Origin of the sequence: Pseudoalteromonas sp. KG3 (genome assembly GCF_030436385.1) — a bacterium.
Classification (GTDB): domain Bacteria; phylum Pseudomonadota; class Gammaproteobacteria; order Enterobacterales; family Alteromonadaceae; genus Pseudoalteromonas; species Pseudoalteromonas prydzensis.
This window is the reverse complement of the sequence record NZ_CP098523.1, coordinates 3,463,276-3,476,738: the sequence shown is the minus strand read 5'-3', so window position 1 is coordinate 3,476,738 and position 13,463 is coordinate 3,463,276. Positions and strand designations below refer to the sequence as shown.

The following is a 13,463-nucleotide window of genomic DNA, read 5'->3' as shown; positions in this document are numbered from 1 at the left end:
ATGCGCCTGTTGATTTTATTTTAAGATAGTAAACGTGATTGATTGGCTAGGCTTAGGAGAACTTTTTGCTATATTAGCAGCTATTGTTTGGGCGCTTTCGAACATTTTATATAAAGGTTTTAGCCATCACTTAACGCCTATGCAGCTAAACATCAGTAAAAGCGTGTTAGCAAGTGCCATGATGTTAACGACCATTGCGATTACTCAAGACGCTGCACTACCACATCATCTGACAAGCTGGCTTTGGCTAATTGCTGGTGGGGTGATTGCAATTGGCGATAGCGCCTATTTTACTGCGCTGCGAAATATTGGCCCTGCTCGCACGTTAATTATTGAGTCCCTTGCTCCAGCCCTTGTGGGGGTTTTTAATATCCTGCTATTAAATCATTATTTATCGCCATTTTCATGGTGCGGTATTGTACTCACCACCATTGGCGTAGTAATAGCAATCAAGCCTGAAAAAACATCGCCATAGGTTGATCAGCAACATTATCACAAAGGTGTTTTATGTGCCCTTGTAGCTGCCATCTGCCAAGCGCTCGGTATGGTGATGTCTGAAGGCGCACTCAATAATGAACAAATGAGTAGCTTATGGGCGGCATTAATTAGATTAGCAGCAGGTACGATGACTGTGGCCTTAGTTGTTGCAGTGTTTAAAAGCTGTGAATTTAAACAAGCACTAACTCTGAGGGGAATTAGCGGCAAACAATGGTTTTTTGCGGCTGTGTTTTTAGGCACTTTCCTTGGTTTATGGCTTCAACTTGGCGCAGTTAAATATACCGATCCAGCCATTGCACAAACGATTTTCGCAACCGCGCCATTAATTGTAATGAGCATTGGTTTATAAAGCGCGAGCCCGTTACCAATAAAATGTTAATAGGCGGCTTGCTTGCTTTAATCGGTGTAGGAGTATTGCTCGCGAATTAGCACATTGTTATTTGGTTGATTCGTTGACTGTTTCACCTGTCAGCCACTACAATACAACATTGAAATTTTTATTATTATTTGAAGGCTCCTTTCATGGTTTTACCTGATAAGTTTATATTCTCGATGAGTCGAGTATCTAAGGTTGTGCCACCTAAACGCACTATCTTAAAAGATATTTCTTTGCATTTTTTCCCGGGCGCAAAAATTGGTGTCCTTGGTTTAAACGGTTCTGGTAAATCAACGTTGCTACGTATTATGGCCGGCCTTGATCAAGAGTTTGAAGGTGAGGCATACCCTCAACCGGGCACTAAAATTGGTTACTTACCGCAAGAGCCTATTCTAGATGAAAGCAAAACGGTTCGTGAAACTGTGGAAGAAGCAGTCAGCGAAGTGAAAAACGCGCTTAACCGTCTTGATGAAGTATATAACGAATACGCGATGGAAGATGCTGACTTTGACGCACTAGCCAAAGAGCAAGGTGAGCTTGAAGCAATTATTCAAGCCCACGATGGTCATAACATCGACAACGTATTAGAGCGCGCCGCAGATGCCCTGCGCTTACCTGAGTGGGATGCTAAAATAGAATTTTTGTCAGGTGGTGAGCGTCGCCGTGTCGCTATCTGTCGTTTACTGCTTGAAAAACCAGATATGCTTATCCTCGATGAGCCGACTAACCACTTAGATGCAGAATCTGTAGCATGGCTTGAGCGCTTCTTGCATGATTACGAAGGCACTGTTGTGGCGGTAACCCATGACCGTTACTTCCTCGATAATGTAGCTGGCTGGATCTTAGAGCTTGACCGTGGTGAAGGTATTCCATGGGAAGGTAATTATTCTTCTTGGCTTGAGCAAAAAGATGCGCGCCTGCAGCAAGAGCAAAAGTCTGAAAAAGCCCGTCAAAAATCAATTGCACAAGAACTTGAGTGGGTACGTTCAAACCAAAAAGGTCGTCAAGCTAAGTCAAAAGCGCGTATGGCGCAATTTACTGAAATGCAGCAGTCTGATTACCAAAAACGTAATGAAACCAATGAGCTATTTATTCCACCTGGACCACGTTTAGGGGATCAAGTTATTGAAGTTAAAAACTTGAAGAAGAGCTTTGGCGATCGTGTATTGATTGATGATCTAAGCTTTACTGTGCCTAAAGGCGCAATTGTTGGCATTATCGGTGCCAATGGTGCGGGTAAATCAACGCTGTTTAAAATGCTCAGCGGTGAAGACAAACAAGACAGCGGCGAAATTAACCTAGGTGAAACGGTTGAACTGGCAACCGTTGATCAGTTCCGTGGCAATATGGATGACAGCAATACTGTTTTCCAAGAAATTTCAAACGGCCAAGACGTACTAAAAATTGGTAACTTTGAATTCCAAAGCCGTGCCTATGTTAGTCGCTTTAACTTCAAAGGTAACGATCAGCAAAAATTTGTTAAGGACTTGTCAGGTGGTGAACGCAACCGCTTACACTTAGCTAAGTTATTAAAAGCCGGTGGCAACGTTATCCTGCTGGATGAGCCAACCAATGATTTGGACGTGGAAACATTACGTGCCCTTGAGAATGCAATTTTAGAATTCCCAGGTTGCGTTATGTGTATCTCGCATGACCGTTGGTTCTTAGACCGTATTGCAACACATATTTTAGATTACCGTGACGAAGGCCAAATTAACTTCTTCGATGGTAACTACACTGAATATGAAGAATGGCTTAAAAAGACCTTAGGCACTGCGGCTACGCAACCTAAGCGTATTAAGTACAAGAAGATAGGTTAGGTCTAAGTTCTAGGTTCTAGGTTCTAGGTTCTAGGTTCTAGGTTCTAAACATATTTTAAGCCCCGCATTTATGTGGGGCTTTTTATTTCTGAAACAAAAAACGCTTGCTACAAGCGAGTAAAAAACACGCTATACTTAACTTAATGCAACTAAAAGGAGTAACAATGAAAAATCGCCGACATTACACGCGCATTTTATTTTCAACCCCTGCGCATTTAACCAATAATACCCACAGTTATCCGTGCCAGTTGCTTGATATCTCATTAAATGGTGCGTTAGTTAGTCGCAATAGTGAGTTTAATTTTGCAAAAAACAGTAGTGCTATTTTGGCCTTTAAACTGCCACAAAGCGATATCATCATCGCGATGACGGTCACTATTTGTCATATCGAGCAGCAACATATCGGCTTAAAATGCACCCATATTGATATTGATAGTATCACCCATTTAAAACGCTTAATTGAGTTGAATCTCGCCGACGATGATTTATTGCATCGTGAACTTGAGAGTTTGATCCATGGAGCGTAAAGCAAGTAACTGGATTGCAGTTATCCAGTAGGTTACCCTAGAGAAAATTCGCAACACAATCTGACTATGGCACTAAATCCACATCTACCACTGGTTTACCATCCCAACTATTCGTTTAACTTTGATCCTAATCATCGCTTTGTTATGAGTAAGTTTGCTAATTTATACCAGCAAGTCAAAGCGCTGGGATTAATTAATAGCAATCTTATAACACCTCAACTTGGCAGCCCTGAGGCGCTTGAATTGGTACATTGTGATAATTACATTCAAGATTTATGGCATAACCGCTTAGGTGATAAAGCTATGCGTCGCATTGGACTACCGTGGTCTGAACAATTAATGGCACGTACTTTTACCGCGCCAATTGGCACGTTGCAAACTGCACGCTTAACCCTTGAACACGGCATTGCATGCCATTTAGCAGGCGGTACACACCACGCCCACAGCGATTTTGGCTCTGGCTATTGTATGGTCAACGATTTAGCCTTTACTGCGCAAACGCTGATCCAATCGGGTGAAGTTACTAATGTATTGATTTTTGACTTAGATGTTCACCAAGGCGATGGCACCGCCGCCATGTTACAACACCAACCTTATGCCTATACCTGTTCAATTCATTGTGAAAAAAACTTCCCATTTCGTAAGTCAGCCAGCGATCTCGACATTGGTTTAGCCAACAATATGCAAGACGATGAATACTTAGGTATTGTTGATGATACCTTGAGTTTTCTACTCAAAGAACTCAACCCTGATTTAGTCCTTTATGATGCCGGTGTCGATATTTGGCAACAAGATGGCCTAGGCAAACTTGATATTAGCTGGCAAGGCATTGAAAAACGAGATCACTTGGTTCTTAAACGCTGCCTTGAAAGTAATACTCCAGTAGCGACAGTGATTGGCGGTGGCTATGACAAAGATCATCTGCGCCTTGCAAAACGCCACGCCATCGTTGTAGAGCAAGCTGCCCGTTTTTAAGCAAACTATAAAACTGCTAAAACAGTATTTTTGACTACACTTTAAATTCATACCGTTATTGAGATTATTATGCGACTGTTGTTTATTTTATTACTTGCATTTATGTCGAGTATTGCCACTGCCGAAGAGGAAGCAATAAAAGAAGAACTTCCGCCGATTAACCCAGCTTATAATGCAGAACATGCTATGGTACTCGTTAATCAAGGCTCGCGTATTTTTGCAGTTAACCTACCGACATATAAATTACCTCACGATGTACAAGTTGTTTATCAAATTGAAAACCCAGATATCGCTTTTTTAAGCCTGGTACGTGATGCAGAGCTTATTACTATCAAACCACAACCGTTTAATATTCAACGGCTAATGCGTGGCGAAGAACTAACAATTACGGCAGATGTGTATGCCGGACACTACCAGCGCGATGGCAGTTTGGTTTATCAACATAGAGCTATTGTAATGAGTAAATTACTTTATGCGCGGGAATTAACTGATTTGAACGAATCATCGCAGTGGCAAGAATACGACATGATCACCCTCAAAAATAATGAGCGAATTTATATCCATAAAATAACCCAAGCACCGAGTTTTAATCACCTTATTTTTGCAGATTTAACTAATGCCTGTCTGCAAAAATTTCGCACATCAAAACGCGTCCCAAATGCTAGCGAATTAACCTATAAATTTGCCAACTGTGGCACCTTAAAGCCGCTCTATTTTGATGCTGAAGATTTGCAGTCAAAGTGACTGAAAACTCAACGAGGTATGTGAAATGTTGTTAATAACATTGAAAAACATGTTTGCTTGTTCATCAGGCATCACTTGCTCTCCCCTGTAGTAAACATAAGAGCGTCCATCACTGCCATGAAATTGTATCCAATGGTTATCCCATTGAAGGTATTGCATTATCTATCTCAACACCTTCACCACGCCAATAATCATCAGTTCATTGCTACTGAACTAGCAGCACTGAAAAAAAACACATAACAAGGAAACACTAATTTTAATATAAAGCTTTAATCGCAATAAAAGAAAAATGAAATATCTGCCTCTATTTATTTCTCTCTTGGTGAATCATCTCCTCGCTATATTTGATTATTTTAGCTTTGAAAGAAAACATATATACAGCTACAGCCATTAACATTGGAATATGATACTCATAAAAAAAACTAAAAGAGCAAATTATTAATGATATAAGGTAATTAATTAATACAACTCCCTTCAACAACTTATTTTTTAAAACTAATAATCTTAAATTTTTCCAAAAAATTAACGCAATAATTCCAGCTAGTAAAAATAAATATGTTTCAACAGCAGCTTTTGTTGCTGCAACTAACGGCAAAAATAATATACAAGCCATGGAAATTGCATAAATCATAACTTGCCCTTTAATTTCCGCTTTCTTTTTCGACATAATTTGTCATCCCCTGTACGATCACAGTGCCATGAACACCATTGAACAGTCCAATATTATCAAATGTCTGTCCCAATGGTTTGTATATATTGATACCCCTTCCCCACAGGTTCTAAAACTACACCAGCTGCATTTTGAGAACTTGGCACCAAACCTGAATCGCCCCGTGTTTGCCAGAGACTCAATAACTTGAGAAACTGGAACTATGAAAAAATCAAATCGCTATACATCAGAATTTCGTGAACGTGCAATTAGGCTTGTTACCACACAACAGCATGAATACCCTTCTCTTTGGGCTGCGCTAGTATCGATTTCAGATAAACTGGGATGTACCCCAGAAACACTTAGAGCATGGGTCAAGAAATCTCAAGCTCAACCGTCTAAACCCTCTTCTAATACGCAATCAACTGAAGAACGCCTTGCCGTCTTAGAGCGCGAGAATAAAGAGCTCAAGCGAACGAATGATATCCTGAGGCAAGCTGCCGCTTTTTTCGCCCAAGCGGAGCTCGACCGCAAACAGAAGTAATAGTGGATTTTATTGATGCTTGCAGAGAGCATTACGGTGTCGAGTCAATTTGCAAGGAATTGCCGATTGCACCATCAACGTATTATTCTCATAAACAGATACAAAGAGAGCCTGAGCGACTGTCTAACCGCAAAAAGCGTGATGCTGAGCTGATAATACTCATTCGCGAAGTGTGGGAGGATAATATGTCAGTTTATGGTGCAAGAAAAATATGGAAGCAGCTACAGCTTGACGACCATCAAGTCGCCCGCTGTACAGTCGAACGATTGATGCGAGTTATGGGAATTCAAGGTGTTCGTCGGGGTAAAGCACATAAGACAACGATACCTGACGAGCAACAAGATAAGCCACTTGATTTAGTTAATCGTCAATTTACTGCTGAGCAGCCAAATCAACTTTGGGTAGCTGACATCACCTATGGTGTGCTCGGAGTTCAGCACTAGCAAGGATTGCTTTAATGAACTACAAGTCTATTTGAAATGCGTAAATTAAATAGCAGAAGCTAGCTAATTTGCGTCGCTACTTGGTTGTGCAAGTAGTTGAGTCTGGGCAGCGGTGACTCATTGTATGCTAATGAGGTGACGTAACCTGCTGACAACGGGAAGTGAGGCGAATTCGTTAAGCCAAGATGCTTCTCTAGACTGAGTATTGGACGGATGAAGAACATGAACCGATTAACCCGCATCTGTGGGCTGAAATGTCGCCACTGCCTACACGAATTAATAGGCAGTATGATACTAATAGAGTGTTATAGGTAGGTGCATTCTATTCGATTTAGTAGATGACAAATATGCATCTATTAATGGACAAAAGTTTACGTCACAATTTAAGCGTTTGAGTATCATCACCTTACAGCACGATAAGGTTAAAGACTGCGATCGGCATCCCCCCCAATATGTTTGAGTTCAAATAGGTGAACCGAGGAAGGCTTGCAGTGAATGTTAAGGGAGCAAGACCCCGATGACACGCAAGTTGGCGGAGCGTTCGTAGTAGTCCGAGATGGGGAAAGCCCATTACATGGCGAAGGGGCGCAGTTTAATTGATTTGCGTGAGCAAATTATCTGACCTTAATGGGGTGAAGACCTTTGATAATCAGTGAAATGCAACGTAAATTAGCAACATGGACAGCAACCGATAAAACGCATCGCGTTAATCGATTACTGCGCCTTATCAGTCACCCGCAATGGCTTTGCCAAGCGGCCGAGGTAACGCTTTCTTCAAAGGGGGCCAAAACACCTGGCATTGATGGGATAACGAAAATTCATTTACAGGCTAATCTGAATGACTACCTAGATGAAATCAGAGATGATTTACTCTCAGGTAATTATCAACCTATGCCTGCCAGAAGAATTTATATTCCTAAAGCCAATGGGAAGCAACGCCCTTTAGGTATACCAACCTTAAGAGACAGGATAGTGCAACGTGCCATGCTCATGGCGATGGAACCAATATGGGAAAATGACTTTCATTCATTATCTTATGGTTTTAGACCTGAGCGAAGCGTTCATCATGCCATTCGTACAGTTAAGCTACAGCTAACTGATGCAAATGAGTCGAGGGGACGTTGGGTAATTGAAGGAGATCTATCAAGTTACTTTGATACAGTTCACCATCAATTATTAATGAAATGTGTGCGAAAGCGTATTAGTTGCCAGAGATTCAATAAATTACTTTGGCGATTTATAAAGGCAGGTCACATTGAACGTAATTTATTCTGTGCTACAAGCGAAGGTGTACCACAAGGTGGTGTTATTTCTCCACTGCTATCAAATATCATGCTCAACGAGTTTGATCAGTATTTGGATAAATGTTACTTAGGCAAGAAAGCACGTAAAAATCGTTGGTACTGGAATCGTACTATTCAAGATAAGCGCAGTATTGCACTAAAGGAAAATAGACAATGGAACCCTGCGGTTGCTTATTGTCGTTATGCCGATGATTTTCTCGTGATTGTCAAAGGTAATAAACAACAAGCAGAAGCAATTCGTGATCAGTGTCGAAACTTCCTTGAAGGTAAGCTAAAACTTACGCTTAATATGGAGAAAACCCATATTACCCATGTAAATGATGGGTTTATCTTCCTTGGACATAGGATTATTCGAAAGCGTGGACCAAAAGGTAATATGCGTGTGGTGTCTGGTATTCCACATGGTAAAGCTAAAGCATTTTCTCATTCATTGAGCCAAGCTTTATCAGGAGATCATAGTTGTAGCAAGATAGACAAAGTTGAACAGCTCAATCGTAAACTTAAGGGCTGGTCACAATTTTATCGACACACTGATTATACCGCTAAAGTTTACAGTAAAATTGATCGTATTATTTTCTGGAAACTTGCTAAGTGGTTGGCGAGGAAATATCGCTGCTCTATTAAGTCATTAATGATGAAATGGATCAAACGGCCAACGCCAAATCAGGCAACGACATGGGTGTTGTTTGGTGAAAGTAATCGCGGTAATTTATGTGGTGCATCACTATTTAGGTTAGTGAGTAGTCCTAAATTACAATTTCGATGGCGATTACCCGAATCAAACCCATATCTTAGAGATGAAATTAGAAACACCGTCACGTCTCGCTATAACGATGTTGCAATGGCTGTTAGCCACAATTAAGCGGAGAGCCGTATGCGCTGAAAGGTGCACGTACGGTTCGGAGAGGAGAAGCAGAGAAATAGTTCGACTACGCTCTGCCTCTTACTCTACTTGCCACATGGAGTGGGTTTGTTTATGTCGCTTTCGTGATAGATGTTTTTTCACGATACATTGTAGGTTGGCGTGTATCAACGACAATGCACACAGAGCTTATTCTTGATGCGTTAGAGCAAGCTATTTGGCATCGTGGCAACCCCGAAGGGTTAATTCACCACAGCGACAGAGGCAGCCAATATTTGTCTATACGATACACTGAGCGACTTGCTGAAGCTGGAATTCAAGCGTCTGTAGGCAGTGTGGGTGACTCTTATGACAATGCATTGGCTGAAACAATAAATGGATTATTTAAAACAGAGATTATTCGCAGAAATGGCCCGTGGAAGAATGTTGATGCTGTTGAATACGCAACGTTAGAGTGGGTCAATTGGTTTAATAATCAACGCTTATTATCTTCAATTGGGTATATTTCACCAGCTCAATATGAAACAGACTACTATGATAATTTAAACGAGTCAGGTAAAGTGGCCTGACTTAAACAAACTGGTCTCCGATGAACTCGGGGCGATTCATTTCGATTTCCTAGTCTTGCAAATTCACGCTCTTCTTTAGTAATACCCAAAGTTCTCCTACTTTCCATTGATGGATTCCCTTCTGCATTATACCACCATTGCATTGCTGAGGTGATGGCGCCATTGGCAAACTTGCCTCCCGTCAGTTTAGACACAGTGCCACCTACAGCCCCTGCAATTGCTGTTCTTCTCACTGCATCAGCATAAGTGCCGGTTTTTGGATTCATAAACCCTTTCATACTGGCGGTGACTAAGGAATCAGCAGGGTCAGGTCTTGCATCTTGCCTTTTACTATAAAAGTCAAAAAGAAAGACCTGACTCTACTCTCCCTCTTGCTCTCCCCAGTAGTAAACATAAAAGCGTCCATCACTGCCATGAAATTGTATCCAATGGTTATCCCACTGAAGGTATACATTTTCTACTTCAACACCTTTACCACGCCAATGATCATCAGTTCATTTCATTGCTACTAAACTAGCAGCACTGAAAAAAAACACATAACAAGGAAACACTAATTTTAAACATATTAAACTCCCAACAACGTTATTTTAAATTTTACTACAAAGCTTTAATCACAATAAAATAAAAAGGCAAAAAGAAAGACCTGACCCCAGGGCATGACTGAGTGCTCAGGGTTAACGCATGAGGAATTACAAGCGTTAGATTTTAATCAAATCGATTTAAGTGAATGGATTGGTGTAATGGTTGAGTCGAATTTAATACCAGAATCAAACGAAGACGATTTGAGTGCTAGTGGGCGGTATGAAAATTCTGAGTACAGAGAAACGCCTACTGAGAGGACCTTGCAAAGAACAAGCAATGCCGCAGAAGGGGCAAAAGCTATCAAGAAAAAAATGAATGAACCGCTGGATTGCTCAAAGTATCCTCGTCCACAAATTTGTGAGTTCGGCTTTACACTTGGTAGTGAAGAAGGCGGGTGATATAGGTTTATGTGTTTAAATGCCAGCCTTAATAGGCTGGCAAATAAGCAAGTTACCTATTTCAATTTAAAAGATGAATTTTCTTTTGTAAATAAATGCATAGTATTGTTATGAATTACGTAAGGGGCGGGAACGGTGTATTTAATACCACTTCCCCATACACCATAAGACTTTGGCACAACGGCAAAGCCAGAAGTGGCAACAGCCATATCAGTAAAACTTTCGTAGCCATTAATAAAAGTCAATGTAATAACATCTTTAATTTGATTTTTGTATTCGACTTTACCAACAACTTCGATTTTTATGCCTGCGGCACATGAACCGTTGAGCTTACGATCAAAATTTAGAAGGTTAGAGTTTTCAATTTCACCAGTGAAATTGAAAGTTGTATTCTTACTTGGATCGCATATAACACCGCCTTTATAAAAGAACATAAAATTATTATCAAAGTGATCGCTTTTTATTCGTAGCAATGCGTTAAATTTAGTACCCTCAATATTATTGAAAGTATTAGTAAGCTCTCTTTCGACAACTTTTACTGCATCAGCATCGATGTTTTGACTACTTAAATCACCTAAAAAAACAAGCATAGGTTTCCAATTAAAGGCTCGGTCTGCTTCTGATTGAGCACCCATGCTCCCAGCTAAATCGATTAAGCCACCAGTTAGAAAAGACATAGCGTACTCTGCCCCAACTAATGCTCCATTAGCTTTGAATTGCGCTTCTTCTGGTAACGCTACATCAGACAAACCTGCGGTTTTTCGCGTCATTTTAGCCACATTTAATGCAAAGCTAGCATCATCGTCAAACTGATAAACTTCATTTGATTCCATTGTTATCACTGGTGGCTGAGTAGACATACAAGCTGCCAATGAAAGCGTTGATAGTGCTAAGATTGATTTTTTTATGAAGTTCATTTTTTTAATCCAAATGTTTAATTGCATGTATTAAAACATATTTGTAGAAATAGGCTACCGATTGAAATCAATATTAGAGATTATATGAGATGTAATCGCCATAGCTCATCTATTTCAAATACTTTTTCAGTATAGGTATCTTTAATTACGCCACCAGCGGTTACTGTTATATACAGAACTCTACTAAGCCCACTTCTCTGGCGATACTTAACTGAAGCATGGCAACCAGCTACTTTGTTAATTGCTAGTGAAAGCTGGTCAAGGCTATAACAAAGAAAATCCTCTTTGCCGATTGTTTGAATTTGTATCATGATTGTAATCCATCCAATACAAGACCTGCCTTAAATCGAGAAACATGACTACGCAATATAAAGGAATCAGCAGGGTCTTGCATCATGCCTTTTACTATAAAAGTCAAAAAGAAAGACCTGACCCTACTCTCCCACACAGAGCAATTATAACAAAGTATTATGAAGCAAGTGATCTGACCCCTATTCATTCAACGATAGAAAAACGCTTGTTAGCAATACTTGATACCTATAAAAAAGAAATGCCAGAAGTCCAAATATTTATGGATAACTTTGAGAAAAATTGCTTAGTAAATTTAGATGAATTGAGTGAATGAAATATAACTTTTGAATGAGTTTATTATAGTATAAGAACATGATTTATTTAATTTTAACAATGGCACTAAGTGAAAATTGCTCTCCCCAGTAGTAAACATAAAAGCGTCCATCACTGCCATGAAATTGTATCCAATGGTTATCCCACTGAAGGTATACATTTTCTACTTCAACACCTTTACCACGCCAATGATCATCAGTTCATTTCATTGCTACTAAACTAGCAGCACTGAAAAAAAACACATAACAAGGAAACACTAATTTTAAACATATTAAACTCCCAACAACGTTATTTTAAATTTTACTACAAAGCTTTAATCATAATAAAATAAAAAGGCAAAAAGAAAGACCTGACCCCAGGGCATGACTGAGTGCTCAGGGTTAACGCATGAGGAATTACAAGCGTTAGATTTTAATCAAATCGATTTAAGTGAATGGATTGGTGTAATGGTTGAGTCGAATTTAATACCAGAATCAAACGAAGACGATTTGAGTGCTAGTGGGCGGTATGAAAATTCTGAGTACAGAGAAACGCCTACTGAGAGGACCTTGCAAAGAACAAGCAATGCCGCAGAAGGGGCAAAAGCTATCAAGAAAAAAATGAATGAACCGCTGGATTGCTCAAAGTATCCTCGTCCACAAATTTGTGAGTTCGGCTTTACACTTGGTAGTGAAGAAGGCGGGTGATATAGGTTTATGTGTTTAAATGCCAGCCTTAATAGGCTGGCAAATAAGCAAGTTACCTATTTCAATTTAAAAGATGAATTGTCTTTAGTGAATAGATGCATAGTATTGTTATGGATTACGTAAGGGGCTGGAACTGTGTATTGAACGCCACTTCCCCAACGACCATATACTTTAGGAACTACAGCAAAGCCTGATGTACCAACTACAATATCTGAAAGTGTTTCGTATCCTCCAATAAACGTTATAGTAATTACACTTGAAACTTCACCTTTGTAATTTACTTTCCCCGGTGATTCAATATAAACGACAGCTCCACATGATTGATCATATTCAGCTTTTACATCAGTATACAGACCCGCTTTTATTACTTTAGAGTAATTGATTTTTGCTTGCTTAGCTTGGTCACAAAGAGGACCTTCGAAAGAAATTAGAAAGTTATCATCACGAACATCAGTACTTGCTCTCATCAAGCCTAAATAATTAGCGTCCTCAATATTATCAAATGTTTTAGTAAGCTCAGCTTCTACAATTTTTACTGCATCAGCATCAACATTTGGGTTATCTAAATCACCTAAAAAAACAAGCATAGGTTTCCAATTAAAGGCTCGGTCTGCTTCTGATTGAGCACCCATGCTCCCAGCTAAATCGATTAAGCCACCAGTTAGAAAAGACATAGCGTACTCTGCCCCAACTAATGCTCCATTAGCTTTGAATTGCGCTTCTTCTGGTAACGCTACATCTGATAAACCTGCCGTTTTGCGTGTCATTTGAGCCACATTCAACGCAAAGCTAGCATCATCGTCAAATTGATAAACTTCATTTGATTCCATTGTTATAACAGGTGGCTGAGTAGACATACAAGCTGCCAGTGAAAGCGTTGATAGTGCTAAGATTGATTTTTTTATGAAGTTCATTTTTTTAATCCAAATGTTTAATTGCATGTAT

At 39.9% G+C, this 13,463-nt stretch carries 18 protein-coding genes, 1 pseudogene and 1 other annotated feature; of the genes and pseudogenes, 13 read left to right on the top strand and 6 right to left on the bottom strand.

The features are described from left to right. Positions 1-34: 34 nt before the first annotated feature. From NDQ71_RS16325 to NDQ71_RS16300, 6 genes are all read left to right on the top strand, one after another. A complete protein-coding gene (locus NDQ71_RS16325) occupies positions 35-475 on the top strand; it encodes a DMT family transporter (RefSeq protein ID WP_301561861.1) in 441 nt (146 codons plus the stop codon). Positions 476-550: 75 nt separating this feature from the next. Then, complete coding sequence (locus NDQ71_RS16320) at positions 551-847, top strand: EamA family transporter (protein ID WP_301561860.1); 297 nt, start codon at positions 551-553, stop codon at positions 845-847. 173 nt (positions 848-1,020) lie between these two features. Then, complete coding sequence (gene ettA, locus NDQ71_RS16315) at positions 1,021-2,694, top strand: energy-dependent translational throttle protein EttA (RefSeq protein WP_064665634.1); 1,674 nt, start codon at positions 1,021-1,023, stop codon at positions 2,692-2,694. A gap of 164 nt (positions 2,695-2,858) precedes the next feature. Next, a complete protein-coding gene (locus NDQ71_RS16310) occupies positions 2,859-3,221 on the top strand; it encodes a PilZ domain-containing protein (RefSeq protein ID WP_301561859.1) in 363 nt (120 codons plus the stop codon). A gap of 66 nt (positions 3,222-3,287) precedes the next feature. Continuing rightward, positions 3,288-4,196 (top strand): histone deacetylase, encoded by a 909-nt coding sequence (locus NDQ71_RS16305; protein ID WP_301561858.1) that lies wholly within the window; start codon positions 3,288-3,290, stop codon positions 4,194-4,196. A 69-nt stretch (positions 4,197-4,265) separates the two neighbouring features. After that, the gene (locus tag NDQ71_RS16300; RefSeq protein WP_301561857.1) at positions 4,266-4,940 is read left to right on the top strand and encodes a hypothetical protein; all 675 of its coding nucleotides are present in this window, start codon (positions 4,266-4,268) and stop codon (positions 4,938-4,940) included. On the opposite strand, the gene NDQ71_RS16295 is transcribed toward NDQ71_RS16300, so the two are convergent. Together NDQ71_RS16295 and NDQ71_RS16290 are read right to left on the bottom strand one after the other, a co-directional pair. Continuing rightward, entirely contained in the window at positions 4,932-5,099 is a 168-nt protein-coding gene (locus NDQ71_RS16295) for a hypothetical protein (RefSeq protein ID WP_210796376.1), read from the bottom strand. The two genes, NDQ71_RS16300 and NDQ71_RS16295, sit on opposite strands and share 9 nt — an antisense overlap. Before the next feature lie 145 nt (positions 5,100-5,244). Next, the gene (locus NDQ71_RS16290; protein WP_301561856.1) at positions 5,245-5,607 is read right to left on the bottom strand and encodes a hypothetical protein; all 363 of its coding nucleotides are present in this window, start codon (positions 5,605-5,607) and stop codon (positions 5,245-5,247) included. A 205-nt stretch (positions 5,608-5,812) separates the two neighbouring features. On the opposite strand from NDQ71_RS16290, the gene NDQ71_RS16285 reads away from it, so the two are divergent. The 4 genes and pseudogenes from NDQ71_RS16285 to NDQ71_RS16270 form a co-directional block, all read left to right on the top strand. Then, complete coding sequence (locus tag NDQ71_RS16285; protein WP_008130909.1) at positions 5,813-6,133, top strand: transposase; 321 nt, start codon at positions 5,813-5,815, stop codon at positions 6,131-6,133. Then, positions 6,091-6,207 (top strand) — a sequence feature (AL1L pseudoknot). (Overlaps the previous gene by 43 nt.) Further along, positions 6,136-6,576 carry an IS3 family transposase gene (locus tag NDQ71_RS16280; protein WP_283709528.1) on the top strand — a complete coding sequence of 147 codons (441 nt, stop codon included), beginning with the start codon at positions 6,136-6,138 and terminating at the stop codon, positions 6,574-6,576. It overlaps the preceding feature by 72 nt. A gap of 642 nt (positions 6,577-7,218) precedes the next feature. After that, positions 7,219-8,742, top strand: coding sequence for a group II intron reverse transcriptase/maturase (gene ltrA, locus NDQ71_RS16275; RefSeq protein ID WP_192543234.1), 1,524 nt, complete (start codon positions 7,219-7,221; stop codon positions 8,740-8,742). 83 nt (positions 8,743-8,825) lie between these two features. Continuing rightward, positions 8,826-9,311 (top strand): annotated as a pseudogene (locus NDQ71_RS16270) (IS3 family transposase); the annotation flags it as partial. Here NDQ71_RS16270 and NDQ71_RS16265 read toward each other — a convergent pair. Beyond that, complete coding sequence (locus NDQ71_RS16265) at positions 9,275-9,577, bottom strand: hypothetical protein (RefSeq protein WP_301561855.1); 303 nt, start codon at positions 9,575-9,577, stop codon at positions 9,275-9,277. The pseudogene NDQ71_RS16270 and the gene NDQ71_RS16265 overlap by 37 nt on opposite strands. 390 nt (positions 9,578-9,967) lie before the next feature. On the opposite strand from NDQ71_RS16265, the gene NDQ71_RS16260 reads away from it, so the two are divergent. Further along, the gene (locus NDQ71_RS16260) at positions 9,968-10,291 is read left to right on the top strand and encodes a hypothetical protein (RefSeq protein WP_301561853.1); all 324 of its coding nucleotides are present in this window, start codon (positions 9,968-9,970) and stop codon (positions 10,289-10,291) included. Between the two features lie 56 nt (positions 10,292-10,347). On the opposite strand, the gene NDQ71_RS16255 is transcribed toward NDQ71_RS16260, so the two are convergent. Beyond that, positions 10,348-11,235: a hypothetical protein gene (locus NDQ71_RS16255; protein WP_301561854.1), complete on the bottom strand. Its 888-nt coding sequence runs from the start codon at positions 11,233-11,235 to the stop codon at positions 10,348-10,350. Positions 11,236-11,288: 53 nt separating this feature from the next. Then, on the bottom strand, positions 11,289-11,519 hold the full coding sequence (locus NDQ71_RS16250; protein WP_301561851.1) for a hypothetical protein: 231 nt from the start codon (positions 11,517-11,519) through the stop codon (positions 11,289-11,291). 44 nt (positions 11,520-11,563) lie between these two features. Between NDQ71_RS16250 and NDQ71_RS16245 the strand changes: the two genes are divergently transcribed. Continuing rightward, entirely contained in the window at positions 11,564-11,833 is a 270-nt protein-coding gene (locus tag NDQ71_RS16245; RefSeq protein ID WP_301561850.1) for a hypothetical protein, read from the top strand. A 361-nt stretch (positions 11,834-12,194) separates the two neighbouring features. Beyond that, positions 12,195-12,518, top strand: a complete 324-nt coding sequence (locus tag NDQ71_RS16240) for a hypothetical protein (protein ID WP_301561853.1) — start codon at positions 12,195-12,197, stop codon at positions 12,516-12,518. Between the two features lie 56 nt (positions 12,519-12,574). Here the strand turns inward: NDQ71_RS16240 and NDQ71_RS16235 are convergent, their stop codons facing one another. Further along, the gene (locus NDQ71_RS16235) at positions 12,575-13,459 is read right to left on the bottom strand and encodes a hypothetical protein (RefSeq protein WP_301561852.1); all 885 of its coding nucleotides are present in this window, start codon (positions 13,457-13,459) and stop codon (positions 12,575-12,577) included. Between the last annotated feature and the right edge of the window lie 4 nt (positions 13,460-13,463).

Excerpts from the sequence above, each read along its gene's own strand:
- NDQ71_RS16320 (WP_301561860.1), top strand. The coding sequence starts at position 551 with ATGTCTGAAGGCGCACTCAATAATGAACAAATGAGTAGCTTATGGGCG.
- ettA (WP_064665634.1), top strand. The coding sequence starts at position 1,021 with ATGGTTTTACCTGATAAGTTTATATTCTCGATGAGTCGAGTATCTAAG.
- NDQ71_RS16310 (WP_301561859.1), top strand. The coding sequence starts at position 2,859 with ATGAAAAATCGCCGACATTACACGCGCATTTTATTTTCAACCCCTGCG.
- NDQ71_RS16305 (WP_301561858.1), top strand. The coding sequence starts at position 3,288 with ATGGCACTAAATCCACATCTACCACTGGTTTACCATCCCAACTATTCG.
- NDQ71_RS16300 (WP_301561857.1), top strand. The coding sequence starts at position 4,266 with ATGCGACTGTTGTTTATTTTATTACTTGCATTTATGTCGAGTATTGCC.
- NDQ71_RS16295 (WP_210796376.1), bottom strand. The coding sequence starts at position 5,099 with ATGCAATACCTTCAATGGGATAACCATTGGATACAATTTCATGGCAGT.
- NDQ71_RS16290 (WP_301561856.1), bottom strand. The coding sequence starts at position 5,607 with ATGTCGAAAAAGAAAGCGGAAATTAAAGGGCAAGTTATGATTTATGCA.
- NDQ71_RS16285 (WP_008130909.1), top strand. The coding sequence starts at position 5,813 with ATGAAAAAATCAAATCGCTATACATCAGAATTTCGTGAACGTGCAATT.
- NDQ71_RS16265 (WP_301561855.1), bottom strand. The coding sequence starts at position 9,577 with ATGAATCCAAAAACCGGCACTTATGCTGATGCAGTGAGAAGAACAGCA.
- NDQ71_RS16260 (WP_301561853.1), top strand. The coding sequence starts at position 9,968 with ATGACTGAGTGCTCAGGGTTAACGCATGAGGAATTACAAGCGTTAGAT.
- NDQ71_RS16255 (WP_301561854.1), bottom strand. The coding sequence starts at position 11,235 with ATGCAATTAAACATTTGGATTAAAAAAATGAACTTCATAAAAAAATCA.
- NDQ71_RS16250 (WP_301561851.1), bottom strand. The coding sequence starts at position 11,519 with ATGATACAAATTCAAACAATCGGCAAAGAGGATTTTCTTTGTTATAGC.
- NDQ71_RS16245 (WP_301561850.1), top strand. The coding sequence starts at position 11,564 with ATGACTACGCAATATAAAGGAATCAGCAGGGTCTTGCATCATGCCTTT.
- NDQ71_RS16240 (WP_301561853.1), top strand. The coding sequence starts at position 12,195 with ATGACTGAGTGCTCAGGGTTAACGCATGAGGAATTACAAGCGTTAGAT.
- NDQ71_RS16235 (WP_301561852.1), bottom strand. The coding sequence starts at position 13,459 with ATGCAATTAAACATTTGGATTAAAAAAATGAACTTCATAAAAAAATCA.